Source organism: Streptomyces venezuelae (assembly GCF_008642355.1).
Classification (GTDB): Bacteria; Actinomycetota; Actinomycetes; order Streptomycetales; family Streptomycetaceae; genus Streptomyces; species Streptomyces venezuelae_B.
The window spans coordinates 3,710,467-3,735,957 of the sequence record NZ_CP029193.1; the positions used below are offsets into that span (position 1 = coordinate 3,710,467).

Annotated in this window: 24 protein-coding genes and 1 riboswitch; of the genes, 14 read left to right on the forward strand and 10 right to left on the reverse strand. The window is 71.3% G+C overall.

The genetic code is table 11. The features are described from left to right. Positions 1 to 17 precede the first annotated feature (17 nt). From DEJ47_RS17075 to DEJ47_RS36440, 5 genes are all read left to right on the forward strand, one after another. Positions 18 to 944 carry a MurR/RpiR family transcriptional regulator gene (locus tag DEJ47_RS17075; RefSeq protein WP_150169297.1) on the forward strand — a complete coding sequence of 309 codons (927 nt, stop codon included), beginning with the start codon at positions 18 to 20 and terminating at the stop codon, positions 942 to 944. 49 nt (positions 945 to 993) lie between these two features. Further along, positions 994 to 1,974 (forward strand): N-acetylmuramic acid 6-phosphate etherase, encoded by a 981-nt coding sequence (murQ, locus tag DEJ47_RS17080; RefSeq protein ID WP_150169299.1) that lies wholly within the window; start codon positions 994 to 996, stop codon positions 1,972 to 1,974. A gap of 50 nt (positions 1,975 to 2,024) precedes the next feature. Then, on the forward strand, positions 2,025 to 3,536 hold the full coding sequence (locus DEJ47_RS17085) for a PTS transporter subunit EIIC (protein ID WP_150169301.1): 1,512 nt from the start codon (positions 2,025 to 2,027) through the stop codon (positions 3,534 to 3,536). Positions 3,537 to 3,777: 241 nt separating this feature from the next. Then, complete coding sequence (locus DEJ47_RS17090) at positions 3,778 to 4,047, forward strand: type II toxin-antitoxin system RelE family toxin (RefSeq protein ID WP_150175699.1); 270 nt, start codon at positions 3,778 to 3,780, stop codon at positions 4,045 to 4,047. A gap of 23 nt (positions 4,048 to 4,070) precedes the next feature. Then, positions 4,071 to 4,223 (forward strand): hypothetical protein, encoded by a 153-nt coding sequence (locus DEJ47_RS36440; protein WP_190415447.1) that lies wholly within the window; start codon positions 4,071 to 4,073, stop codon positions 4,221 to 4,223. A 14-nt stretch (positions 4,224 to 4,237) separates the two neighbouring features. Here the strand turns inward: DEJ47_RS36440 and DEJ47_RS17095 are convergent, their stop codons facing one another. Together DEJ47_RS17095 and DEJ47_RS17100 are read right to left on the reverse strand one after the other, a co-directional pair. Beyond that, the gene (locus DEJ47_RS17095) at positions 4,238 to 4,450 is read right to left on the reverse strand and encodes a hypothetical protein (protein WP_150169303.1); all 213 of its coding nucleotides are present in this window, start codon (positions 4,448 to 4,450) and stop codon (positions 4,238 to 4,240) included. A 35-nt stretch (positions 4,451 to 4,485) separates the two neighbouring features. After that, positions 4,486 to 4,698 (reverse strand): hypothetical protein, encoded by a 213-nt coding sequence (locus tag DEJ47_RS17100; RefSeq protein ID WP_150169305.1) that lies wholly within the window; start codon positions 4,696 to 4,698, stop codon positions 4,486 to 4,488. 2,103 nt (positions 4,699 to 6,801) lie between these two features. Between DEJ47_RS17100 and DEJ47_RS17105 the strand changes: the two genes are divergently transcribed. After that, a complete protein-coding gene (locus DEJ47_RS17105; protein ID WP_150169307.1) occupies positions 6,802 to 8,082 on the forward strand; it encodes an esterase/lipase family protein in 1,281 nt (426 codons plus the stop codon). Between the two features lie 94 nt (positions 8,083 to 8,176). Here DEJ47_RS17105 and groL read toward each other — a convergent pair whose 3' ends face one another. From groL to thrC, 4 genes are all read right to left on the reverse strand, one after another. Then, the gene (groL, locus tag DEJ47_RS17110; protein WP_150169309.1) at positions 8,177 to 9,802 is read right to left on the reverse strand and encodes a chaperonin GroEL; all 1,626 of its coding nucleotides are present in this window, start codon (positions 9,800 to 9,802) and stop codon (positions 8,177 to 8,179) included. 322 nt (positions 9,803 to 10,124) lie between these two features. Next, positions 10,125 to 10,328: a cold-shock protein gene (locus tag DEJ47_RS17115; RefSeq protein WP_005315736.1), complete on the reverse strand. Its 204-nt coding sequence runs from the start codon at positions 10,326 to 10,328 to the stop codon at positions 10,125 to 10,127. A 418-nt stretch (positions 10,329 to 10,746) separates the two neighbouring features. Then, on the reverse strand, positions 10,747 to 11,022 hold the full coding sequence (locus tag DEJ47_RS17120) for a ubiquitin-like small modifier protein 1 (RefSeq protein ID WP_150169311.1): 276 nt from the start codon (positions 11,020 to 11,022) through the stop codon (positions 10,747 to 10,749). A gap of 125 nt (positions 11,023 to 11,147) precedes the next feature. Next, on the reverse strand, positions 11,148 to 12,503 hold the full coding sequence (gene thrC, locus DEJ47_RS17125; protein ID WP_150169313.1) for a threonine synthase: 1,356 nt from the start codon (positions 12,501 to 12,503) through the stop codon (positions 11,148 to 11,150). Further along, positions 12,497 to 12,644, reverse strand: a riboswitch (SAM riboswitch). Its footprint overlaps the gene before it by 7 nt. Positions 12,645 to 12,800: 156 nt before the next feature. On the opposite strand from thrC, the gene DEJ47_RS17130 reads away from it, so the two are divergent. The 3 genes from DEJ47_RS17130 to DEJ47_RS17140 all read left to right on the forward strand — a co-directional run bounded on the left by DEJ47_RS17130 (position 12,801) and on the right by DEJ47_RS17140 (position 15,615). After that, positions 12,801 to 13,745 (forward strand): glucosyl-3-phosphoglycerate synthase, encoded by a 945-nt coding sequence (locus tag DEJ47_RS17130; protein WP_150169315.1) that lies wholly within the window; start codon positions 12,801 to 12,803, stop codon positions 13,743 to 13,745. 79 nt (positions 13,746 to 13,824) lie between these two features. After that, positions 13,825 to 14,079 (forward strand): hypothetical protein, encoded by a 255-nt coding sequence (locus DEJ47_RS17135; RefSeq protein WP_150169317.1) that lies wholly within the window; start codon positions 13,825 to 13,827, stop codon positions 14,077 to 14,079. Between the two features lie 129 nt (positions 14,080 to 14,208). Next, complete coding sequence (locus DEJ47_RS17140; protein WP_150169319.1) at positions 14,209 to 15,615, forward strand: trehalose-6-phosphate synthase; 1,407 nt, start codon at positions 14,209 to 14,211, stop codon at positions 15,613 to 15,615. Between the two features lie 181 nt (positions 15,616 to 15,796). Here the strand turns inward: DEJ47_RS17140 and otsB are convergent, their stop codons facing one another. From otsB to DEJ47_RS17155, 3 genes are read right to left on the reverse strand one after another with little or no spacing between them, the layout of a single operon-like run. Next, a complete protein-coding gene (gene otsB, locus DEJ47_RS17145; RefSeq protein ID WP_150169321.1) occupies positions 15,797 to 16,714 on the reverse strand; it encodes a trehalose-phosphatase in 918 nt (305 codons plus the stop codon). 19 nt (positions 16,715 to 16,733) lie between these two features. Continuing rightward, entirely contained in the window at positions 16,734 to 17,009 is a 276-nt protein-coding gene (locus tag DEJ47_RS17150; RefSeq protein ID WP_150169323.1) for a DUF3263 domain-containing protein, read from the reverse strand. 9 nt (positions 17,010 to 17,018) lie between these two features. Then, complete coding sequence (locus DEJ47_RS17155; RefSeq protein ID WP_150175700.1) at positions 17,019 to 18,236, reverse strand: ABC transporter substrate-binding protein; 1,218 nt, start codon at positions 18,234 to 18,236, stop codon at positions 17,019 to 17,021. Between the two features lie 301 nt (positions 18,237 to 18,537). Between DEJ47_RS17155 and DEJ47_RS17160 the strand changes: the two genes are divergently transcribed. The 5 genes from DEJ47_RS17160 to DEJ47_RS17180 all read left to right on the forward strand — a co-directional run bounded on the left by DEJ47_RS17160 (position 18,538) and on the right by DEJ47_RS17180 (position 24,214). Then, positions 18,538 to 19,446: an SIS domain-containing protein gene (locus tag DEJ47_RS17160; protein ID WP_150169325.1), complete on the forward strand. Its 909-nt coding sequence runs from the start codon at positions 18,538 to 18,540 to the stop codon at positions 19,444 to 19,446. Positions 19,447 to 20,027: 581 nt separating this feature from the next. Then, positions 20,028 to 21,068: an ROK family protein gene (locus DEJ47_RS17165; RefSeq protein WP_223828391.1), complete on the forward strand. Its 1,041-nt coding sequence runs from the start codon at positions 20,028 to 20,030 to the stop codon at positions 21,066 to 21,068. Continuing rightward, entirely contained in the window at positions 21,068 to 22,207 is a 1,140-nt protein-coding gene (nagA, locus tag DEJ47_RS17170) for an N-acetylglucosamine-6-phosphate deacetylase (protein ID WP_150169327.1), read from the forward strand. The genes DEJ47_RS17165 and nagA overlap by 1 nt, the downstream gene beginning before the upstream one ends. Positions 22,208 to 22,361: 154 nt before the next feature. Next, positions 22,362 to 23,297, forward strand: coding sequence for a 1-phosphofructokinase family hexose kinase (locus tag DEJ47_RS17175; protein WP_150169329.1), 936 nt, complete (start codon positions 22,362 to 22,364; stop codon positions 23,295 to 23,297). 68 nt (positions 23,298 to 23,365) lie between these two features. Beyond that, complete coding sequence (locus tag DEJ47_RS17180; protein WP_150169331.1) at positions 23,366 to 24,214, forward strand: ketose-bisphosphate aldolase; 849 nt, start codon at positions 23,366 to 23,368, stop codon at positions 24,212 to 24,214. Between the two features lie 250 nt (positions 24,215 to 24,464). Here the strand turns inward: DEJ47_RS17180 and DEJ47_RS17185 are convergent, their stop codons facing one another. Continuing rightward, positions 24,465 to 25,469, reverse strand: a complete 1,005-nt coding sequence (locus DEJ47_RS17185; RefSeq protein WP_150169333.1) for a carbohydrate-binding protein — start codon at positions 25,467 to 25,469, stop codon at positions 24,465 to 24,467. Between the last annotated feature and the right edge of the window lie 22 nt (positions 25,470 to 25,491).

Consider the following 25,491-nt stretch of genomic DNA (forward strand, 5'->3'; position numbering starts at 1 on the left):
GAAAATATCTTTCAGATGTGACCCATGACGTGAAGGAAATTTTCGCGGACGCCGCGCCCCCCGCCCCCGCCGCCCTCGCGGCCAAGGTGCGGACCCTCGCGCCGTCGATGACCCGCTCCATGCAGCGGGTCGCCGAGGCCGTCGCCGGCGACCCCGCGGGATGCGCCGCCCTCACGGTCACCGGACTCGCCGAGCTCACCGGCACCAGCGAGGCGACCGTCGTGCGCACCGCCCGCCTCCTCGGCTACCCCGGCTACCGCGACCTGCGCCTCGCCCTCGCCGGACTCGCCGCCCAGCAGCAGTCGGGCCGCGCCCCCGCCGTCACCGCGGACATCGCCGTCGACGACCCCATCGCGGACGTCGTCGCGAAGCTGGCCTACGACGAGCAGCAGACTCTCGCCGACACCGCCGCCGGACTCGACACCGCGCAGCTCGGCGCCGCCGTCGCCGCACTCGCCACCGCCCGCCGCGTCGAGATCTACGGCGTCGCCGCCTCGGGCCTCGTCGCCCAGGACCTCGCCCAGAAGCTGCTCCGCATCGGGCACATCGCGCACGCGCACTCCGACCCGCACCTCGCCGTCACCAACGCCGTGACGCTCCGCGCCAAGGACGTGGCGATCGCGATCACCCACTCCGGTTCGACCGGAGACGTCATCGAACCCCTCCGCGTCGCCTTCGAGCACGGTGCGACCACGATCGCGATCACCGGGCGGCCCGGCGCGGCCGTCTCCCAGTACGCCGATCACATACTGACCACCTCCACGGCCCGCGAGAGCGAGCTCCGCCCCGCCGCGATGTCGTCCCGTACGAGTCAACTCCTCGTCGTGGACTGCCTGTTCGTGGGCGTGGCGCAGCGGACGTACGAGACGGCGGCACCCGCGCTCGCCGCGTCCTACGAAGCGCTCGCCCACCGCCACCGCCCGCGCGGCGGCACCAGCCGCTGACTCACCCCTCCCCCGACCACCCCCCGCACACGAAAGAGCCGCAGACGCCATGACCTCGACCACTGACGCGACCGGCACCAGCGGCGCGAGCGAGCCGCGCGACACCTACGGCGAGCTCCGCGCCCAGCTCGCCACCCTCACCACCGAGGCGTTCCGGCCCGAGCTCTCCGAGATCGACCGTCTGCCCACCGAGGAGATCGCGAAGATCATGAACGGTGAGGACGCCTCCGTGGCCGCCGCCGTCGCCGAGCAGCTTCCCGCCATCGCCGCCGCCATCGACGGCACCGCGGAGCGCATGGCCCGCGGCGGCCGGCTGATCTACGCGGGCGCGGGCACGGCCGGACGCCTCGGGGTACTCGACGCCTCGGAGTGCCCGCCCACGTTCAACACCGACCCGAGCGAGGTCGTCGGGCTCATCGCGGGCGGCCCGACCGCCATGGTCAAGGCGGTCGAGGGCGCGGAGGACAGCAAGGAGCTCGCCGCCGACGACCTGGAGGACCTGAACCTCACCGAGGACGACGTCGTCGTCGGCATCTCCGCGTCGGGCCGTACGCCGTACGCGATCGGCGCCGTCGAGTACGCCCGGTCCCGCTACGGCGCGCTCACCATCGGCCTCTCCTGCAACGCCGACAGCGCGCTCGCCGCCGCGGCCGAGCACGGCATCGAGGTCGTCGTCGGCCCCGAACTCCTCACCGGCTCGACCCGCCTCAAGGCGGGCACGGCCCAGAAGCTCGTCCTCAACATGCTGTCGACGATCACGATGATCCGCCTCGGCAAGACGTACGGAAACCTGATGGTGGACGTGCGCGCGTCCAACGAGAAGCTGCGTGCCCGCTCCCGCCGCATCGTCGCCCTCGCCACCGGCGCCTCCGACGAGGAGATCGAGGCCGCCCTCGCCGCGACGGACGGGGAGGTGAAGAACGCCATCCTCACCATCCTCGGCCAGGTCGACGGCCCCACCGCCGCCGAACTCCTCGCCACGTCCGACGGCCACCTCCGCGCGGCCCTGGACAACTCCCGTACGAGCTAGACCACGCCTCGAAGCACCGCCGCTCCACCGCACAGCAAGGCACAAGCACCATGGCACCTGACAAGAACCGCGCCACCGCCGCCGCGATCCTCCCGCTCGTCGGCGGTGCCAAGAACATCACGTCCGTCGCCCACTGCATGACCCGGCTCCGCCTGGGCCTGGCCGACCGTTCGCTCGTCGACGACGACGCGCTGAAGGCCCTGCCCGCCGTGATGGGCGTGGTCGAGGACGACACGTACCAGATCGTGCTCGGCCCGGGGACGGTCGCCCGGGTCACGCCGGAGCTGGAGGCGATGGTGGCGGAGAGCGGCCCGGACGCCGAGCCCCGGCCGGAGACCCCCGAGCACGCCCCCACCGCCGCCGAACTGGCCGCCCAGGGCGCGGCCATCAAAGAGGCACGCAAGGCGAAGAACGCCACCCCCTTCAAACTGTTCCTGCGCCGGATCGCGAACATCTTCGTGCCGCTGATCCCCGCCCTCATCGGCTGCGGCATCATCGCGGGCTTCAACGGCCTCCTGGTCAACCTGGAGTGGCTGCCGTCGATCACGCCCGCGCTCGCGGCCATGGCCTCCGGCTTCATGGCGCTGATCGCGGTGTTCGTCGGCTACAACACGGCGAAGGAGTTCGGCGGCACGCCGATCCTGGGCGGTGCGGTCGCGGCGATCATCGTGTACGCGGGCGTCGCGAACATCGAGGCGTTCGGCCAGAAGCTCTCGCCGGGCCAAGGCGGCGTCCTCGGCGCCCTGGGCGCGGCAGTCCTGGCCACGTACATCGAGAAGTGGTGCAGGAAATGGGTCCCCGAGGCAGTGGACGTCCTGGTCACGCCCACCCTCACGGTCCTCCTCGCCGGTCTCGTCACGATCTTCGGCCTGATGTTCCTCGCGGGCGAGGTGTCCACGGGCATCGGTACGGCGGCGGACTGGCTCCTGGACAACACGGGCGCGTTCGCGGGCCTGGTCCTCGGCGGCCTCTTCCTCCCCCTGGTCATGCTGGGCCTGCACCAGGCCCTCATCCCCATCCACACCACGCTCATAGAGCAGCAGGGCTTCACCGTCCTGCTCCCCATCCTCGCGATGGCGGGCGCGGGACAGGTCGGCTGCGCGATCGCGGTCTACAAACGCCTGCGGCACAACACCTCGATCCGTACGACGATCAAGTCCGCGCTCCCCGCCGGTTTCCTCGGCGTCGGCGAGCCCCTCATCTACGGCGTGTCACTCCCCCTCGGCCGCCCGTTCGTCACGGCGTGCGTGGGCGGGGCCGCGGGCGGCGCGTTCATCGGGTTCTTCTCGATGCTCGGCGACAAGGTCGGCTCGACGGCGATCGGCCCGTCCGGCTGGGCGCTCTTCCCGCTGCTCGACGGCAACAAGAACCTCGGCCTGACGGCGGCGATCTACGCCGGTGGCCTCCTGATCGGCTATCTGGTCGGCTTCTTCGCCACCTACTTCTTCGGCTTCAGCAAGCAGATGCTGGTCGACCTGAACGCGGACGTCGACGCGGGCGAGTCCCCCACGGCCCGAGCGGAGGCGGAACCGACCCCGGCGAAGGCACCGGCGACGATCTGAGGTCGCCGGGCGGGCCGACGCCGGGCCACCTGGCCGCGCCCCGCCCGCCCGGTCGCGTGCCGCGAGTTCGTCGGCTGCTTCGTCCAGGGCGTCCAGAACCTCTATGGGGACGAGGGCGGCCACGCGCCTCCCCTTGCGCGTCAGCACGGTCACCTCACCGGATTGCATGGCCGAGCTCTTGGCGGACCTCTTCGAGGGTGACGGACGGCAAGCACAGCGGCAGCAAAGCCGGCGACGTCGCGTGAAGTACGCCTTTCGCTTCACTGCGCTCGCCCATCGTCAACTCCGGTCCATCGACCGCCAACAAGCGATGCACATTCTCACGGCCCTCACCGCGCTCGGGGACGACCCAGACCGTGACGACGCCGACACCAAGAAACTCACTGGGCACCACGGCCTGTACCGGCTGCGCGTCGGCGGCTTCCGCGTGGTGTACGAGATCCAGAACGACGTCCTGGTGATCCTCGTCGTCCACGCCGGCGACCGACGCGTCGCCTACCGCGGCCTGTAGGACCGGCGCATGGAGCTGCCGCCATGCAGGATCTCCCGCACCGACGGCTCGGACGCGGTCCCGACCCCGCGCCGCACCGCCCCGGCCATGAACGCCCCCGCAACATGGCCCTCGACAACATGGCCCTCGACGCCGACCACGAAGAGGTCAGATCCCTCGGCCACCCAGCGGCGTGACTCCCGCGACCCGCTCACCGGGGCCGCGCCTGGACCTGCCGGTTCAGTTCCCGCACCCGTTCCCGCAGCACCTCCCCCGGATCCGCCACCCCCACGGCTTCCGGCGGGCAGTCCCACTCCCGCCCCCCGCTCAGCGGCCGCAGCTGCACGAGCCCTCCCTCGCACCCCACGACCTGCCCGACGCTCCCGTCCCGGTGGTCCACGGCGTACGTCCCCGCCTCCGGCACGCACGGATCCTCCTCCGTCCCCGTCCCCGTCCCGATCACCGCTTCTCCCCTTCCAGCACCGCGGCCAGCCGCAACGCCGTGTCCAGATTGCACCGCCCCAGCTCCACGAGCGGCAGCCCCTCACTCGCCACGCTCAGCGGGTCCACCCGCAGCGACGGCAACGTGACCCCTGCCTCCGCGAGGCCCGCCTTCAACTGCAGTACGGCCTCCTCGGCCGCCCGCACCTGTTCCTCCGCCGTCAGCGCCATGACCTCCGCCTCTCACACTGAGTGTTGCTGTTCCATCACTCAGAGTGTCCGCTTCTGCGCAGCCTTAAAAGCCTTGGCGACCCAACACCCCTCCGTGTCCGGGCGCCGCGCCCCGCGGAGGTCGGCCCATGACCCGTCCCCAAAGACCTCGGCCCCTCCCGCGGTGTACTTCGACGAACGCCTCGGCCCGGAGGGCTTCTTCGCCCGCAACTGCCAGGCCGACGAAGGCGTACGCGGAGGAGGTGTTCCGCGCCTACCACCCGACGGCTACGCAGGAGACGATCGATGCTCACATGGCTTCTGGACGACCCAACAACGCCGTTGTTCTGGGCCGTTCTTGACAAGCCGCTCTGCGACGCGAGGTCGGTGGCGGCCGGAGCGCCGAAGCTCATGGAGTTAGCAGGTGCCGGGCCGCGAGCTGGTCCGCGTTCGTGACGGACCTCAAGAACAGCTGACGCACATGCCACCCCCGGCGACTCCGGCGGGCCGGAGACGTTGAATGTCACCGGGGCCGCCCGGTGTTGACCGGAGTGTGGCGGTTCCGGGCCGGCAGTAAAGGGCGCTCCGCTGCGCTACGCGTCGGCTCCGCCGATTCCGCTGCGCTCCACCCTTGACTCCCGTCCCTCCACCGCGAGCTGCTTGTTGACCCGGACGGCCAGGGGTGGGGGCAACGGGGACCGCTGCTCGGGCCATCAGCTTTCGCTGCCGGGTGCGGCCCGGTCCAACGCAAGCCGCCCTCACCGTCCGGGGGCGGCCCTGCGGCTCGGGTCATCGCCTCGCGCGGCCGGGTGCGGCCCGGTCCATCGTGAGTGGCCCTCACCGTCCGGGGCGGGCCATCTGCTCTCGTGGCCGGGTGCGGCCCGGTCCATCGTGGGCGGGAGTGATGGTCGATGTGCCGTGCCCGTCCGGGAGCGCCTCGGGCCGCGCCCTCCGGCACCTACTTCGGGAAAGTTGCGAAAGCCTTCGCCGCGCGCCCCCACCCAAGCCCCGTACGCCCCCCGGGGATTCGGGGATTCGGGGTTTGGTCGGGTCGGGCGGTCCTCTCCGGCACCTACTTGGGGAAAGTTGCGAACCCTACCGGCGCGCGCCCCCCTTCGCACCACCGCACGCCGCCCCCACCCACCCCTCATCGCGCGCATCCACCGGGGCAAGCCCGCATGAGAGAGGGGCGCGCATGGCTCGACAGAGGGGGCGCGCGGCAACCTCATTCGCAACTTTCCCCAAGTAGGTGCCGGAGGGGGGGCGGCCCCCGGCCGGATACAGCTCATCGAACATGACTCCCGCCCACGATGAACCGGACCGCACCCGGCAACGCAAGCCGATGACCCGACCCGGACCGTGAGGGCGACTCACGATGAGCCGGTCCGCACCCGGCAGCGCGAGCGGATGACCCGAGCGGCCGAGCCGCGCGGCGGGCGGGGCCGTGACCGTGACCCGCCGCCCACGATGAACCGGGCCGCACCCGGCAGCGAAAGCTGACGACTGACCCAGCGGTCCCCGTTGCCCCCACCCCTGGCCGTCCGGGTCAACAAGCAGCTCGCGGTGGAGGGACGGGAGTCAAGGGTGGAGCGCAGCGGAATCGGCGCAGCCGACGCGACCGAAGGGAGCGCCCTTTACTGCCGGCCCGGAACCGCCACACTCCGCAAAACCCCGGGCGGCCCCGGCAAGCATCGAAGACGCGGGCCCACCGAAGTCGCCCCCGCCCCCGTCACACACACCGAGAAGCTGAAGAACTACGCCGACTGGCACGCGTCGTCTTCGCGACATACTTTCCGCACCGGGCAGGCAGCCGAGGCCCCCCGCCCAGCCCCCTCCCATGGCCGACGCACCACCGCTCCGCCGCCGCCCCCCTCCCGTACCACCCGGTCACCCCCGACCGGAGGGCCAAGTCCCTCTCCCGCCCCGCCCGGGAACGGCCGAACGCTTGCTGTCCGAAAGGCCGCTGAAGCCCCGCACCCGATCACGCCCCGTGCCGATGATGGCACCCCACGTCATCGGAACGGCATGACCAGACACGACACGACTGGACACGACTGGGCACGACACGACCGGACGTCACATGACCGGACGCCACATGACCGGACACGACCGGAGGGGACCCTCATGACCGACTCCAACGAACCCACTCAGCCCGACCTGGAGCAACTGGACGAGCGCGAGGTCGCCGAGGCGATCGGCGCCGCCGCCCGCATCACCCTGGCCCCCGGCCCGAGGGAGGCGCGCGAGGCCCCCGCCGAGGCGCCGGCGCCCGACGACGAGTGGGCGCTGCCCGGCGGCACGGCCTGGGTGTACCTCGCCGACGCGAAGAAGGGGCTGACCCGGCCCGTCATCATCGGCGACGGGTTCAACAGCGGTTCCAGCGAGCTCAACTTCTCGTGGGAGATACTGGAACGCGGGCCGTACCCGTTCCTGAGCGAGCTGCGCAACCGCGGCCGCGACGTCATCCTGCTCGGCTTCGACGAGCGCAGTGCGTCGATCCTGGACAACGCGGAAGTCGTGCGGGCGGCCATCCTGGAGGCCATCGCCCGCCGCTCGGGCGACCACCCGCTGACCGTCGGCGGCTTCAGCATGGGCGGCCTCGTCGCGCGGTACGCGCTGGCGAAGATGGAGCACGAGGGCGGGCAGGCGAACGACCACCAGACGGCGCTGTACTTCTCGTACGACAGCCCGCACCGCGGCGCGTGGATCCCGATCGCGCTGCAGGCGTTCGCGCACTACATCCGCAGCCTCAACGCCGCGTTCTCGAACCAGATGAACAGCCCGGCCGCGCGGCAGCTGCTGTGGCGGCACATCAGCGAGTGGGGCGACACACCGGAGACCGACAAGGAGCGCGGCACGTTCCTCGCCGAGCTGGAGCGGGTCGGCGGATGGCCGTCGCGGCCGAAGAAGATCGGTGTGGCGAACGGGACGCGTATCGGGGAGAGCAATGGGATACGGCCCGGTGAGCAGGCGTTCCACGGGAAGGGACTGGCGATCACCGGTACGCGGCTCTACACGCAGTCCGCGGGCGAGGACGAACTCGTCGCGCAGCTGCGGGTCGTCACCTTGCGGCGGCCGCACGTCAACACGTCCGGGCTGCCCGAGATCGACGGCGCGCCCGGCGGCACCCTGGAAGGCTTCGGCATCCTCGCCGACGAGCTGAACAAGATCCCGGCCCTGATCGGCCTCCGCTCCGAGGCGGACATCCGCGAACACTGCTTCGTGCCGACGGTCAGCGCGATCGCCCTGCGCGACATCGACACGCACGAGAAGCTGTACGAGCCGGTGACGGCCGCTGCGGAGACGGAGAGCGAACTCGACGAATTCCTCTGCGCCTCCCGGAACGAGCCCCACACTCTGGTCACCGAGGAGCTGTGTGGCTGGATCCTGGAGCGTCTGCCGTAGGGCATCCCGCACGGGAAACGCCCGAGGGCGGCACCCCTTCGTGAGAAGGAGTGCCGCCCTCGGTACGTCAGGACAGTGATCGACCAGAGGTCGATCAGAAGTCCATGTCACCGCCCGGCATGCCACCCGGGGCGGCGGCAGCGCCGGCCTTCTCGGGCTTGTCGGCGATGACGGCCTCGGTGGTGAGGAACAGCGCGGCGATGGACGCGGCGTTCTGCAGGGCGGAACGCGTGACCTTCGCCGGGTCGAGGATGCCCTCGGCGATCATGTCCACGTACTCACCGGTCGCGGCGTTGAGGCCGTGGCCGACGGTGAGGTTGCGGACCTTCTCCACGACGACGCCACCCTCGAGACCACCGTTGACGGCGATCTGCTTGAGCGGGGCCTCCAGGGCGAGCTTCACGGCGTTGGCGCCGGTCGCCTCGTCACCGTCGAGCTCGAGCTTCTCGAAGACCGCGGAGGCCTGGAGGAGAGCGACGCCACCACCGGCGACGATGCCCTCTTCGACGGCCGCCTTCGCGTTGCGGACGGCGTCCTCGATGCGGTGCTTGCGCTCCTTGAGCTCGACCTCGGTCGCGGCACCGGCCTTGATGACGGCCACGCCGCCCGCGAGCTTCGCCAGGCGCTCCTGGAGCTTCTCGCGGTCGTAGTCCGAGTCGCTGTTCTCGATCTCGGCGCGGATCTGGTTGACGCGGCCCTGGACCTGGTCGCTGTCACCGGCACCGTCGACGATGGTCGTCTCGTCCTTGGTGATGACGACCTTGCGGGCGCGGCCGAGCAGGTCGAGACCGGCGTTCTCCAGCTTGAGGCCGACCTCCTCGGAGATGACGGTGCCACCGGTGAGGATGGCGATGTCGCCGAGCATGGCCTTGCGGCGGTCACCGAAGCCCGGGGCCTTGACGGCGACGGACTTGAAGGTGCCACGGATCTTGTTGACGACCAGGGTCGACAGGGCCTCGCCCTCGACGTCCTCGGCGATGATCAGCAGCGGCTTGCCGGACTGCATGACCTTCTCGAGGAGCGGAAGGAGGTCCTTCACGTTCGAGATCTTCGAGTTGACGATCAGGATGTACGGGTCGTCGAGCGACGCCTCCATACGCTCCATGTCGGTGGCGAAGTACGCCGAGATGTAGCCCTTGTCGAAGCGCATACCCTCGGTGAGCTCCAGCTCCAGACCGAAGGTCTGGGACTCCTCGACGGTGATGACGCCTTCCTTGCCGACCTTGTCCATCGCCTCGGCGATGAGCTCGCCGATCTGCGTGTCGGCGGCGGAGATGGAGGCCGTGGAAGCGATCTGCTCCTTGGTCTCGACATCCTTGGCCTGCTCGAGCAGGGCGCCGGAGACGGCCTCGACGGCCTTCTCGATGCCGCGCTTCAGGGCCATCGGGTTGGCACCGGCGGCCACGTTGCGCAGACCCTCGCGCACCAGGGCCTGGGCCAGGACGGTCGCGGTCGTCGTGCCGTCACCGGCGACGTCGTCCGTCTTCTTCGCGACCTCCTTGACCAGCTCGGCGCCGATCTTCTCGTACGGGTCCTCGAGCTCGATCTCCTTGGCGATGGAGACACCATCGTTGGTGATCGTGGGGGCGCCCCACTTCTTCTCGAGGACGACGTTGCGACCCTTGGGGCCCAGGGTCACCTTGACGGCGTCGGCGAGCTGGTTCATGCCGCGCTCGAGGCCGCGCCGTGCCTCCTCGTCGAACGCGATGATCTTGGCCATGTGAAGTGGTCCTCCCGGACGGGGTGGAAACGCAAAAACGGATCGTGCAGATGCCCGCGACGGACGGCCTGCAGCCCTTGTGGTTCCTTGCCCCACCCGGCCTGCGGGCCTCACCGACCCGATCCAAGTTCTGTCACTCTCACTGGGAGAGTGCTAAGCCCAATGATTAGCACTCGACCCCTGCGAGTGCAAGCGCCTCTCACGGATCCCGGCGAGGAACCGGGGAGGGACCGGGGCGCGACCCGGCGCACACGAGGGGCCCGTACCCCTGACGGGATACGGGCCCCTCGCGATGCTTGCTTCGGTGGTCGGTCGCGCCGAGCTAGACGGCGAGCTTGACCATGTCCGCCTGCGGACCCTTCTGGCCCTGCGAGATCTCGAACTCGACTCGCTGACCTTCTTCAAGGGTGCGGTAACCGTCCATCTGGATCGCGCTGTAGTGGACGAAAACATCCGCACCACCGTCGACCGCGATGAAGCCGTACCCCTTCTCCGCGTTGAACCACTTGACGGTGCCCTGAGCCATGCCTAACTCCCCTATTACTGGCCCTTGCACAGGACCGCACTTCGCGGACCCGGGTCAGACCTCACCCCCCACTGGTAGGGGTGTGCGCCGGAACGCGTCGACCGCCGCTGAATGTATCTGTCCAACTGCCGTCTGCAACAGGTCAATCGGACGAGAATTCTGGGCGCGCCCGATCGGTAATATACGGAGATTCCGTCCGGATCCAGGGCAAGTCGGGCCAGGCAAAAGCCGCAAAAGGCTTAAATGGGCAGTGCTCTTTGGCTGCTTCTTGTCGGCCTGAGGCCGACTTCGTATATGCGCTCGGCACGAGCGGCGGAGCGCGCTTCCCAACTGTACCGCGCTCAACCATGCAGAATTGCCCCCTCCGTTTCTCTCGCGGAGGGGGCAATTCAGATAACGCAGGGTGCTCGCGAAAAGATCAGCCGCCGGCGACGGCGGGAATGATCGAGACACCCGCGCCGTCCGGAGTGGCCGTCTCCAGACCCTGCTCAAACCGGACGTCGTCGTCGTTCACGTACACGTTGACGAAGCGGCGCAGCTTGCCCTGGTCGTCCAGGACGCGGGCGGCGATGCCGGTGTGGTTCTTCTCCAGGTCGGCGATGACCTCCCCGAGGGTCGCCCCCTCGGCGGCGACCTCGGCCTTGCCGCCGGTGTAGGTGCGGAGAATGGTGGGAATCCGGACGTTGACGCTCATGGGTTCACCTCAGAAGTACGGGATGGGAAAGGCGCCCCGTCGGGGGCGCCCCGAAGGGGCGCGGGGAACTGCGCGAGGACGGACCACGACCCGCTGCCGGCAGCGGACACCAGGCCCTACGGCGACTAACCGGCAAGGCCCGCGGAGCGAAACGCCTCGAGGCTCGGCTTGATCGTCGCCGTGGCCTGCGACGTCTCGGCGACCGCGTCGAGCGTCTTGAGGCCGTCCCCGGTGTTGAGGACCACCGTGGTCAGCGAGGGATCGATGAGGCCCGCCTCGACCAGCTTCTTCGTGACGCCCACCGTCACACCGCCCGCGGTCTCCGCGAAGATGCCCTCCGTACGGGCAAGGAGCTTGATCGCGTCGACGACCTGCTCGTCGTCGACGTCCTCCACCGCACCCCCCGTACGCCGCGCGATGTCGAGCACGTACGGCCCGTCGGCCGGATTGCCGATCGCAAGCGACTTGGCGATCGTGTTCGGCTTCTGCGGACGGACCACGTCGTGGCCCGCCTTGAACGCCGCCGACACGGGCGAGCACCCCTCCGCCTGCGCGCCGAAGATCTTGTAGGGCTTGTCCTCGACGAGGCCGAGGGCGATGAGCTCCTTGAGCCCCTTGTCGATCTTCGTGAGCTGCGAGCCGGACGCGATCGGGACGACGAGCTGGTCGGGGAGGACCCAGCCGAGCTGCTCGCAGATCTCGTACGCGAGGGTCTTGGAGCCCTCGCCGTAGTACGGCCGCAGGTTGACGTTGACGAAGCCCCAGCCCTCGCCCAGCGGGTCGCCGATGAGCTCGGAGCAGAAGCGGTTCACGTCGTCGTAGTTGCCCTCGATGCCGACGAGCTCGCCGCCGTAGACCGCGGCCATGACGACCTTGCCCTGCTCCAGGTCGTGCGGGATGAACACGCAGGACCGGAAGCCGGCGCGGGCCGCCGCGGCGCCCACCGCGCCCGCGAGGTTGCCCGTGGAGGAGCAGGACAGCGTGGTGAAGCCGAAGGCGCGCGCCGCTTCGAGCGCCTGCGCGACGACGCGGTCCTTGAAGGAGTGGGTGGGGTTGCCGGAGTCGTCCTTGACGAACAATTTGCCCTGCTGGACGCCGAGTTCCTTCGCGAGGTTGTCGGCCTTGACGAGCTTGGTCCAGCCGGGGTTCAGGTTCGGCTTGTCGGCCACGTCGGCGGGGACGGGCAGGAGCGGGGCGTAGCGCCAGATGTTGGCGGGGCCTGCCTCGATCTGCTTGCGCAGGGCCTCCGGGTCGCCGAGGGGCAGGTCGTACGCGACTTCGAGGGGGCCGAAACACTCGGCGCAGGCGAAGATCGGGCCGAGCGGGAACGTGGTGCCGCACTCACGGCAGGAGAGGCCGGACGCGGGCCCGAGGTCCACGGAAGAGGCGGCGCTTCCGGAGGTGCTTCCGGAGGTGCTCTCGGAGGTGCTTTCGGTGGCGACAGTCTGCACAGCCATGGAGGCGAGGCCCTTTCTCCTCATCTTCCTCGCGACGCATTTCGCCGCGAGACGGAATTGGCACCTTCGCCGGCCGGGAGCCTCGCTGCGTTTGACTGCGCGAGACCGACTGGGTGGTTGCCGGGGCTTCAACGGGCCGTATCCCTCTGCCCCTCTGGATGAGCGGTATTCGATTGTGAGTTTCGATTGTCGTCGGCGAACGCGGTGGTGACCCCGACATGCGATGGCCACCGGCGTTGTTCAAGACTGTAACCGAAGCCCCGGACCCTTGAGATAGTCGTCCGAACCGCGAGATGGATCACATATGGGAGGACCACGACCGTGCTGGAAGAGGTCGAGCACTGGCTGAGCAGGCGTTCCTGGTCCGTCGCCGACCGCCCGCTGGACCTGCTGGCCGCGGCCAAGCGGGCGGGTGGCGCGTCGGTGAGCGTCGTGCTGCCCGCGCTCGACGAGGAAGGGACGGTCGGTGAGATCGTCGCCGAGATCCGCCGTGAGCTGATGGAGAGGGTTCCGCTGGTCGACGAGCTGCTCGTCGTCGACTCCGGCTCGACGGACCGTACGGCGGAGGTCGCCGCCGCCGCGGGCGCCAAGGTCGTCCACCGCGACGCGATCCTGCCGCGCCTTCCGGCCGTGGCGGGCAAGGGCGAGGTGCTGTGGCGCTCGCTGCTCGCGACGAGCGGCGACATCGTGGCGTTCGTCGACGCGGACCTGAAGGAGTTCTCGGCGGACTTCGTCTCGGGGATAGTCGGCCCGCTGCTCACCGACCCGGACGTGGCGTTCGTGAAGGCGATGTACGACCGGCCGCTCGCGGGGGCGGGCGGGCAGGGCGGCCGGGTGACGGAGCTGATGGCGCGGCCGCTCCTGAACATGCACTGGCCGCGGCTGGCGGGGTTCGTGCAGCCGCTGGGCGGCGAGTACGCGGCGCGCAGGTCGCTCCTGGAGCGGCTGCCGTTCCCCGTCGGGTACGGCGTGGAGCTGGGCCTGCTCGTCGACGCGCTGCACACCGTGGGCCTGGACGCGCTGGCGCAGGTCGACGTGGGGGTGCGCAGGCACCGGCACCAGGACGGGCAGGCGCTCGGGCGGATGGCGGCGGCGATCTACCGGACGGCGCAGGTGCGGCTGGCGCGCGGTCATCTCGTACGTCCCGAGCTCACGCAGTTCGTCCGGGGCGAGGGCGGGTTCGAGCCGAGGACGCATCCGGTGGACACGGAGGAGAGGCCGCCGATGGCGGATGTCGCCGAGTACGCGCACCGGCGCGTGGCGTAACCACCGTAGATCATCCGCTTTGCCTACATTGCCCTTTATGCGGTTTATGAGGGTCAGATGTACATGGACAAAAGACGCCTTGAGAGTCATGCGGAGGGCGGCCGGACTGGCGCTCGCCACCGCCGCGGTCGCCGCCGTGGTCGCCGCCGGGTTCCTCGCCGCGGCGCCCGCCGCCACGGCCGCCTCGCACAAGGAGGCCCGGCAGGCCCGGTCCGGTCCTGCCGAGCTCGCCGACACGGGCAGCTCCCGGACCCTGCTCTTCAGCGGGGCCGCGGCCACACTCTGCGGGCTCGGCGTCCTGGTGATCATCGCGGCACGCGGACGCCGCGACTGACCCACCCGGCACAGCGGCCCACGCACGGCACACGCCGACACACGACGGCACACGCCGGTCGGATTCCCTTCTCAGGGAGTGCGGCTTCCGTACGTTTGAGGGTTTACGGGACGGGCTACGTTTTGCCACATGGTCTCCGAGTCCGCATCGTCAGCAGCGCAGGTCCTCGTCGCGTCCAACCGCGGCCCCGTCTCGTACACCGTCGGAGAGGACGGTGAGCTGACCGCGAAGCGCGGCGGCGGAGGCCTCGTCTCAGGACTCAGCGCGATCGGCGACGAGGCCGACGCCCTCTGGGTGTGCGCGGCGCTCGGCGAGGGCGACCGCGAGGCCGTACGGCGCGGCGTCGGCGAGCCCGGCGTGCGGATGCTGGACATCGACGCGCGCGTCCACGCGGACGCGTACAACGGCATCGCGAACTCAGTGCTGTGGTTCGTCCACCACATGCTCTACCAGACGCCCCTGGAGCCGGCCTTCGGGCCGGAGTTCCGCGCGCAGTGGGCGGCGTACGAGACGTACAACCGGGCGTTCGCCGAGGCGCTGGCCCGGGAGGCGGCACCGGGGGCGGCCGTCCTGGTGCAGGACTACCACCTGGCGCTGGTCCCCGGCATGCTCCGCGAGCTCCGCGAGGACCTGCGCATCGGCCACTTCTCGCACACCCCGTGGGCGCCCGCCGACTACTTCCGGATGCTGCCGGACGACGTCGCCGAGCAGCTGCTGCGGGGCATGCTCGGCGCGGACCGGCTCGGGTTCCTCACGGGGCGGTGGGCCGACGCGTTCACCGACTGCTGCGTGCGGGTCGTGGGCGGCACGTCGGGCACCCGCATCGGGGTGCACGGGCTCGGCGCCGACGCGGACTTCCTGCGCGAGCGGTCGCGGCGGGACGACGTCGAGGAGCGGATGCGGGCGCTGCGGGAGCAGGCGGGCGAGCAGGACGGCGAGCCGCGCAAGCTGATCGTGCGCGTGGACCGCACCGAGCTGTCCAAGAACATCGTGCGCGGCCTCCTCGCCTACCGGGAACTCCTCGAGACCCGCCCCGAGTGGCGCGAGCGTGTCGTGCACGTCGCCTTCGCCTACCCCTCCCGGCAGGACCTCGCCGTCTACCGCGACTACACGGAAGAGGTCTCCCGGGTCGCCGCGGAAATCAACTCCACCTACGGGACGGACGGCTGGACCCCGGTGGTCCTGCACGTCAAGGACGACTTCGCACGCTCGCTCGCCGCCTACCGCATGGCGGACGTGGCGCTGGTCAACCCCATCCGCGACGGCATGAACCTCGTCGCCAAGGAGGTCCCCGTCGTCTCCGACGACGGCTGCGCGCTGGTCCTCTCGCGGGAGGCGGGCGCCCACGAGGAGCTCGGCGAGGACGCGCTCACCGTGAACCCGTACGACGTGACGGCCACGGCCGACGCGCTGCACGCGGCCCTGCTCATGCCGCGGGAAGAGCGCGCCGAACGCACGAAGCGCCTCGCGGCGGCGGCGACCGCGCTGCCGCCCGCGCAGTGGTTCCTGGACCAGCTGCGGGCACTCACCGGCTGACCCCGGACAGTCCAAGACCCCCATCGCGTTTGTCCATGGGCCCGGCGCGGAGTCGGCCACTACGGTCCGCGGCATGACTCCGCGTCCGGCAGGCACACTGCCCGCCCCTACGGGGTCGGTGGCGTCCGCGACCAGCCCACGACGGCCCGCGGACGCGCACCGCAATCGAGGCGAGCGCCTCTCAGCGCAGTTGCGCACCGATCCACGACAGCAGCCGCACCACGCCCGCGGGTCCGTCCACCACCAGGTCCGCCCGGCCCGCGAGCTCCGCGACCTCCGAGCTGCCGCTGCAGACGAGCAGTCCCGCCACACCCTCCGAGCGGAGCTTCTCCACTGCGCCGAAGGCGGGCAGGTCGCCGAGGTCGTCGCCCGCGTACAGGACGGACTCGGCGCCGACCTCCCGCAGGTACTCGGCGAGGGCCACGCCCTTGTCCATGCCGGGCGGGCGCAGCTCGAGGACGAGGCGGCCCGGCTCGACGATCAGGCCGTGCCGGCGCGCCAGCTCGTCGAGCGGCTCCCGCAGCGCGTCGAACGCGGCCTGCGGGTCCTCCGCGCGGCGCGTGTGCACCGCGACGGCCCGCCCCTTCTCCTCTATCCACGTGCCGCGCCAGGCGCCGATCCCGTCCAGGAACCCGGGAAGCTCGGCGCGCACGGCCGCGACACCGGGGTGCGGCTCGGCGGCGCGCACGGTGCCGGTGACGGCGTCCCAGCGCTCGGCGCCGTAGTGCCCGAGGACGACGAGGTGTTCGAGGCCCGGCACGCCCGCGAAGCCGCCGTAGCGCACGGCCACGCCCGCCGGGCGGCCCGTGACCACGGCCGCCGACCGCAGGCGCGGCGCGAGCGCGGCGAGCACGCGCGCCGCGTCGGGGTGGGCGCGCGCCTGCTCCGGGTCGGCGACGATCGGGGCGAGCGTGCCGTCGAAGTCGAGTGCGACGACCGCGCGCTCGGGCCGGGCGAGGACCGCGGCGAGGCCGTCGCGCCCGGCGGGCGTCACGGGCTCGGGCGGTCCGGACGGGTCGGCGGGACCGGCGGGACCGGCCGGTCCGGACGGTTCGGACGGTTCGGGCAGGTCCGACTGTGAGTACGTAGGGTCACCCATGGGCCCGACCTTAGCCGCGTCAGCGCTCGTCGCGCCGGGACTCCCGCACCCGGCGCAGCCGATTGACCGTAATCGGGTCGTGGGCGAGCGCGCGGGTGTCGTCGAGAAGGGCGTTCAGGATTTGGTAATAGCGCACCGGCCCCATCCCGAGCTCCTCGCGGATGGCCCGTTCCTTGGCACCGGGGCCGGGCCACGGCCGCCGTTCGAGGGCGAGCACGGCACGGTCGCGGTCGGAGAGGGCGCCCGGGACGTCCTCCGTGCCGCCGTCCGGCTCATCCGGGTCGTGAACGGTCATGCCAGCACGCTACTCGGCGTTCTCCATGGTCATCGCACGGCTCTGGATGCGGCTGAGCACCGACTTCGGGTTGCCGCCCTCGCCGACGGTCTTGCCGATGTCCTTCTTGATGTCCGCGGAGACCTGCGCCCACGACGTCTTGCCCACCGGATACAGCTCGGAGGTCGGGAGCTCGTCGAGGAACTTGCCGAGCGCCGTGTGACCGCGGTCCTTCGCCATCTCCTGGGACGCGGAGGTCGTCACCGGCAGGATGTCGTACTCGTTCGAGAAGTCGAGGACGTTCTTCTTGCTGTAGGCGTAGTCCAGGAACTTGCCGGCCTCCTTGCGGTGGCCGTTCTCCTTGAACGCCATCATCCAGTCGGCGACACCCATCGTGGCCTGCGCCTTGCCGTTGATGCCGGGCGCCGGCACCATGCCGAACTTCACGCCCTTCTTGGCGGCCATCTTCATCAGCGTCGGGTGGCCGTTGAGCATGCCGACCTCGCCGCGCGAGAACGCCGCGAAGGCCTCCGCGCGGTTCATCTCCGCGGGCGCCGTCGGACCCGTCAGGCCCTTGCCGACCAGCTCGTCCCGCAGCCAGGCGAACGTCTTGGCGTTCTGCGGGGAGTCGATCGCGTACGACCCGACGTTGTCGGTGTAACCGCCGCCGCCGCTGAGCATCCACATCAGCGTCTCCGCGGGCGCCTCCTCGGGGCCGAGCGGCAGCGCGTACGGGATCTTCACGCCGCGCGCCTTCAGGGCCTTCGCGTCGGCCTGCAGCTCGCTCCAGCTCTGCGGCGGCGTCAGGTTCGCGTCCTTGAAGAGCTTGGTGTTGTAGAAGAGCAGGCGGGTCGAGGAGGCGAACGGCATGCCGTACTGGATGCGGTTGACCTCACCGGCGCGCGAGAGCGGCGCCAGGAAGTCGGCCTGCGTGGCGATGGAGAGGAGCTCGTCGGCCTCGTAGAGCTTGCCCTGCGCGGCGTAGTCGGCGTAGGCGCCGATCTGCGCCAGGTCGGGGGCGTCGCCCTTCTTGACCATCTCCTTGACCTCACGGTCCACGTCGTTCCAGGAGTGGACGGTGACGTCGACCTTGATGCCGGGGTTCTCGGCCTCGAACCCCTTGACGACCTTGTCCCAGTACTTCTTGGAGCTGTTCGCCGCGGAGTCGCCGTAGTCGGCGGCCACCAGCTTGAGGGTGACGTCACCGGAGTCGCCCGGACCGCCGCAGCCGGCGAGCACGCCCGCCATGCCCAGTGCGGCCACCGCCGCGGTCAGACCTGTCACGCGCCGCTGCACAGCTGTCCCACCCTCATTGCTTTGCTTCTACGTTCCGCACCTTGCCGAACTGCGATTTTCTCCCGAGTCCGGACACAAGGTCTACACCACCCGAGTCTCACTTGTGCAACGGCGTCCCACGGGCCCCGGGCGTTGCAGGCCGCGCGGGGCGACTGCTATGCACATCAGGTCCCCGGACGTTCATGCACGGCACATCGGTACACCGCTCGACCACACCGCTCGAACACACCGCACTGACGAGGAGCCTTGGCGCATGTCGCGTACCGCAGAAGAAATAGCCACCCAGCCCGCCTGCTGGCGCCGGGCGGTGGAAGCGGCCGCCGCCTTCGACGACCTGCCGAGGCCCGGTGAGCGGATCGCCGTCACCGGCTGCGGGACGTCCTGGTTCATGGCCATCGCCTACGCGACCCTGCGCGAGGCCGCGGGCCTCGGCGAGACGGACGCGTTCGCCTCGTCGGAGTTCCCGGCGGGCCGCACCTACGACCGCGTCGTGGCGATCACCCGCTCCGGCACGACGACGGAGGTCCTCGACCTCCTGAACCGCCTCAAGGGCACGGTTCCGACGCTCGCGCTCACCGCCGACCCGAAGACGCCCGTCATGGACGCGGCGGACTCGGTGGCGGTCCTGGACTGGGCGGACGAGGAATCCGTCGTCCAGACCCGCTTCGCCACGACGGCCCTCGCCTTCCTGCGCGCCGGTCTCGGCCACGTCCCCGGCCTGAAGACGGTGCAGGAAGCGGCGGTGGACGCGGAACTCGCGGTGACCGAGCCGCTGCCGGCGTCGGTGGTCGGCGCGGAACAGTGGACGTTCCTCGGCCGCGGCTGGACGTACGGTCTCGCCCTGGAGGCCGCCCTCAAGATGCGGGAGGCGGCGGGCGCGTGGACGGAGTCCTACCCGGCGATGGAGTACCGCCACGGTCCCATCTCCATCACCGGCCCTGGCCGGGTGGCCTGGATGTTCGGCATGCTGCCGGACGGCCTGGCGGAGGACGTGGCCCGCGTCGGCGGCGAACTGGTCGCCCGCCAGGAGGTCGACCCCCTCGCCGACCTCATCCGCGCGCAGCGGCTCGCGGTGGCGTTGGCGGAGTCCCGGGGCTACGACCCGGACCACCCGCGCAACCTCACGCGCAGCGTGATTCTGGCGGGGCGCCCCCACCAGTAGCCGAGCCACGGCTCCCCCACGAAAGCCGCCCGCCCGCCGGGGCCTGCCCTCCCCCGGGGACGGGCGGCCGGGCGGAACACCCGAACCGCCGCCCAGCGGCGACTCCCTCCCGCCCTCCCGCCTGGCGGGAGGGCGAACCACCCTGAACCGCCGCTCCGCGGCGGATCACTCCCACCCACCCACCCGTTCACCCCGCACCACCCCGCCCCCTAGGAGCCGCCGCGGAGCGGCGAAGCGTTACCGGGGGCGGCAGGTGCGGGATACGGGGTGGGCGGGTGGGAGAACCGCCGCGGAGCGGCGGAGTTCCGCCGGGGGCGGCAGGTGCGGGGCAACGCAGGCAGGCTGGACGGTTGCGACGGCGCCCGAAGGTGGGACAGTCCGCCGCGGAGCGGCGGAGCTTTGCCGGGGGCGACAGGCGCGGGGCAACGGGTGGGCGGGTGGGAGAACCGCCGCGGAGCGGCGGAGTGGGATGCCCGACGGCGAGGCAAAAACGGTGACACGCCCCCGAAAAGGACCTCCGCCCCGACACGGGACCCCGAAGTGGACTAGACCTCTCAAGGCCGACGCGCGAGACTGTTCCCGTGAGACACGTCATCGCCCTCGATGTGGGCGGCACCGGAATGAAGGCCGCCCTGGTAGGGGCGGACGGCACCCTGCTGCACGAGGCCCGCCGGCCCACGCGCCGCGACCGCGGCGCCGACGCGGTCGTGGAGTCGATCCTCGACTTCGCCGCGGACCTCCGCGCCCACGGCATCGCGAACCACGGCGAACCCGCGGCAGCGGCAGGAGTGGCCGTCCCCGGCATCGTCGACGCCGACCGCGGCATCGCCGTGTACGCGGCGAACCTCGGCTGGAGCGACGTCCCCCTCCGGGACCTCCTCAGCACCCGCCTGGAAGGCGTCCCCGTGGCCCTGGGCCACGACGTCCGCACGGGCGGCCTCGCCGAGGGCCGCATCGGCGCCGGCAAGGGCGCCGACCGCTTCCTGTTCGTGCCCCTCGGCACCGGCATCGCGGGCGCCATCGGCATCGGCGGCGCCATCGAGCCGGGCGCGCACGGCTCGGCCGGCGAGATCGGCCACATCGTCGTACGCCCCGGCGGCCCGCCCTGCGGCTGCGGCCAGCGCGGCTGCCTGGAGCGCCTCGCGTCCGCGTCGGCGGTCAGCAAGGCGTGGGCGGAGGCGAGCGGCGACCCCGAGGCGGATGCCGCGGACTGCGCGAAGGCCGTGGAGTCCGGCGACCCGAGGGCCCAGCAGGTCTGGCGGAACGCCGTCGACGCCCTGGCCGACGGCCTGCTCACGGCCCTCACTCTGCTGGACCCGCAGACCCTGATCATCGGTGGCGGCCTGGCCGAGGCGGGGGAAACGTTGTTCACGCCGCTGCGGGCCGCCGTCGCGGCGCGCGTCGTCCAGTTCCAGACGCTCCCGGAGATCGTCCCCGCGGCGCTCGGCGACACGGCGGGCTGCCTGGGAGCGGGCCTGCTGGCCTGGGACCTGGTCGACGAAGAACCCTCGAAAGACACGACCCCCGACAACAGCACCCCCGATATCACCACCCCCGACAACACCACTCGCAACAACACCACCCCCGACAACACCACCCACCCCACGGAGGTACCCACCTGATGGCCACTAGCAAGGTTCTCGCCGGTGCACAGGTGGTACTGCCCACCGGGACCCTCACCGACGGCCGAGTGATCGTCGAGGGAAGCCGCATCCGCGGGAGCGCTCCCGCCGACGCCGAGACGATCGACCTCACCGGCCACTGGCTGGTTCCCGGCTTCGTCGACATCCACAACCACGGCGGCGGCGGCGCCTCCTTCACCTCGGGCACCGTCGAGGACGTGCTGAAGGGCATCCACACGCACCGCCTGCACGGCACCACCACGGTCGTCGCCTCCACCGTCACCGGCGAGATGGACTTCCTGGCCCAGCGCGCGGGCATCCTCTCCGAACTCGCCGAGCAGGGCGACCTCGCGGGCATCCACTTCGAGGGCCCGTTCATCTCCCCGTGCCGCAAGGGCGCCCACAGCGAGGGACTCCTCCGCCACCCCGACCCCGCCGACGTCCGCAAGCTCCTCGACGCGGCACGCGGCCAGGCCAGGATGGTCACGCTCGCCACCGAACTCCCCGGCGGCATCGACTCCGTACGTCTCCTCGCCGAGCACGGCGTCATCGCGGCCGTCGGCCACACGGACGCGACGTACGAGCAGACCGTCGAGGCGATCGACGCGGGCGCCACCGTCGCCACGCACCTGTTCAACGCCATGCCGGGCCTCGGCCACCGCGCCCCGGGCCCGATCGCCGCGCTCCTGGAGGACGAGCGGATCACCGTCGAGCTCATCAACGACGGCACCCACCTCCACCCGGCCGCCTTCGAGCTGGCCTTCCACCACGCGGGCACGGACCGCGTCGCACTGATCACCGACGCGATGGACGCGGCAGGCTTTGGCGACGGCCGCTACATGCTCGGCCCGCTGGAGGTCGAGGTGAAGGACAGCGTGGCGCGGCTCGTCGAGGGCGGCTCGATCGCGGGCTCGACCCTGACCCAGGACCGCGCGTTCAAGCGCTCGGTGACCGTCGACGGGCTGTCCGTGGAGGACACCGTCCGCGCCATCTCCGCGAACCCGGCGAAGCTCCTCGGCCAGTACGACAAGGTGGGCTCCCTGGAGCCCGGCAAGGACGCGGACCTGGTGGTCCTGGACGCGGCGTTCGACGTCAAGGGCGTGATGCGCAAGGGTGAATGGGTGGTTGAACCCTTTTAACCGACAACGCCCCCCGAACCCCACCCGAACAGAAGGCGGTTGGCCCCCACCCCTGGGCCAACCGCCTTCTGTTTGGCATGATCAGAGCTCTGAGAACGTCACTGAGCAGGTCACTGAGAACGTCGAGCGAACAGGCACTTCGGGGGTGGTACGGATGATCCTCACCGTCACGCTGAACGCCGCGCTCGACATCACCTACCGCGTCCCCGCGCTCACCCCGCACGCCTCGCACCGCGTCACCGAGGTGACCGAACGCCCCGGCGGCAAGGGCCTGAACGTCGCCCGCGTGCTCGCCGCCCTCGGCCACGACGTCACCGTCACCGGCTTCGCGGGCGGCGACACCGGCCGTGCCCTGCGCGACCGCCTCGCCACCGAGCCGCACATCACGGACGCCCTCGCCCCGGTCGCGGGCGCCACCCGCCGCACCGTCGCCGTCGTCGACGCGGCGACCGGCGACACCACGCAGCTGAACGAGCCGGGCCCGGCCGTCGCCCCCGCCGAGTGGGCCGCCTTCCTCGACTCCTACGAGGAGTTGGTGCGCCGCGACGGCATGGCCGCGGTCGCCCTCTGCGGCAGCCTGCCCCCCGGCGTCCCCGTCGGCGCGTACGCCCTGCTCATACGGTCCGCACGCGCGGCCCGTGTCCCCGTCCTGCTCGACACGAGCGGGGAACCGCTGCGCCGCGGCGTCGCCGCCCGCCCCGACGTCGTCAAGCCCAACGCGGACGAACTCGCCGAGCTCACCGGCTCCCACGAGCCCGACCGGGCCACCCGCGACGCCCGCCGCAGGGGCGCCCACGCCGTGGTCGCCTCACTCGGCGCCGACGGTCTCCTCGCGGTCACCGCCGACGGCGGCTGGCGCGCCCGCCCCCCGAAGCGGGTCCGCGGCAACCCGACCGGCGCCGGCGACTCGGCGGTCGCGGGCCTCCTGTCGGGCCTCGCCGAACACCTCCCGTGGCCGGATCGCCTGGCCCGCGCCGTGGCCCTGTCGGCGGCGACGGTGGTGGCGCCGGTGGCGGGTGAGTTCGATGCGGCAACGTACGAAGATCTGCTGCCTCGTGTCGCGGTGACCGGGCAGGTCACCGCGGCCTGAACCTCCGCACCACCTGAAGCAATCGGCCCGGAGCGATGGCGAGGGGCCTGGAGCAACTGGGGAGAACCGTGCCACTGGTCAGCACCGGCGAACTCGTCTCGGGGGCCCGCGCCGCGGGTCACGGCGTCGCCGCGTTCAACGTCATCACCCTGGAGCACGCGGAGGCGGTCGCGCTGGGCGCGGAGCGGACGGGGGCCCCCGCGATCCTGCAGATATCCGAGAACGCGGTGAAATTCCACGGTGGCCGCCTCTCCGCGATCGCGGCGGCGACGGCGGCGGTGGCCCGCGCGTCGTCGGCACCGCTCTCCCTCCACCTCGACCACGTCACGGACGTCGAGCTGCTGCGCGCCGCACACCCCGAGGGCTTCAGCTCGGTGATGTTCGACGCGTCGAAACTGTCGTACGGCGAGAACGTGAAGGCGACGGCGGACGCCGTCCGTTGGGGCCACGAGCGCGGCATCTGGGTCGAGGCGGAGCTCGGCGAGGTGGGCGGCAAGGAGGGTGAGGCGCCGCTGGACGCGCACGCGCCGGGGGTGCGGACCGATCCGGCGGAGGCGGCCGCGTACGTCGCGGAGACGGGCGTGGACGCCCTCGCGGTGGCGGTGGGCTCCTCGCACGCGATGACGGAGCGCACGGCGTCCCTGGACCACGGGTTGATCGCCGCCCTCGCGACCGCCGTGCCCGTCCCCCTCGTCCTGCACGGCTCAAGTGGCGTACCGGACGAGGAGATCCGCCGCGCCGTCGCGTCCGGCATCGTGAAGGTGAACGTGGGCACGGCCCTCAACACCGCGTTCACCGGGGCGGTGCGGGCGTTCCTCGATGCGCAGCCGTCGGCGGTGGACCCGCGCAAGTACATGGCGCCCGCGCGGGAGGCCGTGGCGGAAACGGTGGCGCATTTCCAGCAGTTCATGGCTTGAGGGGTTTACCTCTGCATATCGGACCCGCCACCCTCCCGATCGCCGCCGTACAGCCCACTTCCGCCGCGGCGGTACGCGCACGGTGTCGAACCAGTCCGGCAACCAGCGCCACCCCCTTCGTGGTCACGAGCATCGCCGTGTGGGCCCCTGAGTCCTCGGCCTCGGACCGGCCCCAGCCTCGGACCGAACAGAAGCGCCGCTCCACCGGAAGGTCCCGGTCGAGCGGCGCTTCGCGTCGGTGTCCGCGCGGTCACTTCTTCACGTGACCAGCCTTCAACCAGAACCGGTCCAGGTTGGCGTCGCACTGGTCACCCTGCTGGCAGGAGACCGTGAACGTGTTGGTGCCCTTGGTCAGCTCCGCGTACACGTAGGTGTACGTCCAGCCCTTGTCCCAGGCACCTTCTTCGGCGTTCGCGAAATTGCCCATGCGGAGCTTGCGCTCGGAGACCTTGCCGTTCACCGCGAGGGTGGTCTCGGCGTCCTTGCCCGGCACGCCGTAGCCCACGAAGAGCGTGTAGGCCCCGCTCTTCGGAATGTCGTCGACCGTCCACGTCACGGACGCCCCGACATTGTTGAGTCCGGCGACGTACACCCCGCCGCCCGCCTTGGCGCCCTTGATGTCGGACGCCGTGGTCGTGCCGCCCTCCAGCTTCAGGGCCTTCGCGTCCGTCTCGGGGAGTTCCGCCTTCGGCGCGGGCTTCTTGGTCGGCTTCTCGCTGGGCTTGACGCTCTCGGCCTGCGACGGAGTGTTGGACGCTCCCGCGTCGGCGCCCTTGTCGTCGTCGTTGCCGGTGATCAGCGCGGCGCCGATGCCGAGCGCGACGACCGCGACGACGGCGACCGCCGCGATCAGCAGGCCCTTCGTGTTCGGCCCGCGGCTACGCCCCCCGCCACCACCACCCGCGGGCGCGTACTGCGGCGACGCGACGGTCGCGCCGCCGGGCTGCGCCTCGGGGGCGGTGTAGTGCGCGTTGGGCTGCCCGTAGCTCTGCTGGGGCTGCTGGGTCTGCTGGTGCGGGACCTGCTGGCCGTACGTCTGCTGGCCGCCGTAGGTCTGCTGGCCGTACGCCGGGCGCCGGTCGCCGACCGCGCGGACCTGGTTGTACGAGGACCGGGGCCCCGGGTACCCGTAGCCGCCCCCGCCGCCGGGCGGGGTCGCTCCGGCGGCCTGTCCGTCCTCGTACAGGTAGCCGAACGGATCGTCGTCGCCCTGCGGCGCGCTCGGCGTGTTCTCGCCGTTATTGCCGGGCGTCATTCCCTGGTCACTCCCTCACATC

Coding starts and splice junctions, on each gene's coding strand:
- murQ (WP_150169299.1), top strand. CDS start 994: ATGACCTCGACCACTGACGCGACCGGCACCAGCGGCGCGAGCGAGCCG.
- DEJ47_RS17085 (WP_150169301.1), top strand. CDS start 2,025: ATGGCACCTGACAAGAACCGCGCCACCGCCGCCGCGATCCTCCCGCTC.
- DEJ47_RS36440 (WP_190415447.1), top strand. CDS start 4,071: ATGCAGGATCTCCCGCACCGACGGCTCGGACGCGGTCCCGACCCCGCG.
- DEJ47_RS17100 (WP_150169305.1), bottom strand. CDS start 4,698: ATGGCGCTGACGGCGGAGGAACAGGTGCGGGCGGCCGAGGAGGCCGTA.
- DEJ47_RS17105 (WP_150169307.1), top strand. CDS start 6,802: ATGACCGACTCCAACGAACCCACTCAGCCCGACCTGGAGCAACTGGAC.
- groL (WP_150169309.1), bottom strand. CDS start 9,802: ATGGCCAAGATCATCGCGTTCGACGAGGAGGCACGGCGCGGCCTCGAG.
- DEJ47_RS17115 (WP_005315736.1), bottom strand. CDS start 10,328: ATGGCTCAGGGCACCGTCAAGTGGTTCAACGCGGAGAAGGGGTACGGC.
- DEJ47_RS17120 (WP_150169311.1), bottom strand. CDS start 11,022: ATGAGCGTCAACGTCCGGATTCCCACCATTCTCCGCACCTACACCGGC.
- thrC (WP_150169313.1), bottom strand. CDS start 12,503: ATGAGGAGAAAGGGCCTCGCCTCCATGGCTGTGCAGACTGTCGCCACC.
- DEJ47_RS17140 (WP_150169319.1), top strand. CDS start 14,209: ATGGTCTCCGAGTCCGCATCGTCAGCAGCGCAGGTCCTCGTCGCGTCC.
- otsB (WP_150169321.1), bottom strand. CDS start 16,714: ATGGGTGACCCTACGTACTCACAGTCGGACCTGCCCGAACCGTCCGAA.
- DEJ47_RS17150 (WP_150169323.1), bottom strand. CDS start 17,009: ATGACCGTTCACGACCCGGATGAGCCGGACGGCGGCACGGAGGACGTC.
- DEJ47_RS17155 (WP_150175700.1), bottom strand. CDS start 18,236: ATGGCGGGCGTGCTCGCCGGCTGCGGCGGTCCGGGCGACTCCGGTGAC.
- DEJ47_RS17160 (WP_150169325.1), top strand. CDS start 18,538: ATGTCGCGTACCGCAGAAGAAATAGCCACCCAGCCCGCCTGCTGGCGC.
- nagA (WP_150169327.1), top strand. CDS start 21,068: ATGGCCACTAGCAAGGTTCTCGCCGGTGCACAGGTGGTACTGCCCACC.
- DEJ47_RS17175 (WP_150169329.1), top strand. CDS start 22,362: ATGATCCTCACCGTCACGCTGAACGCCGCGCTCGACATCACCTACCGC.
- DEJ47_RS17185 (WP_150169333.1), bottom strand. CDS start 25,469: ATGACGCCCGGCAATAACGGCGAGAACACGCCGAGCGCGCCGCAGGGC.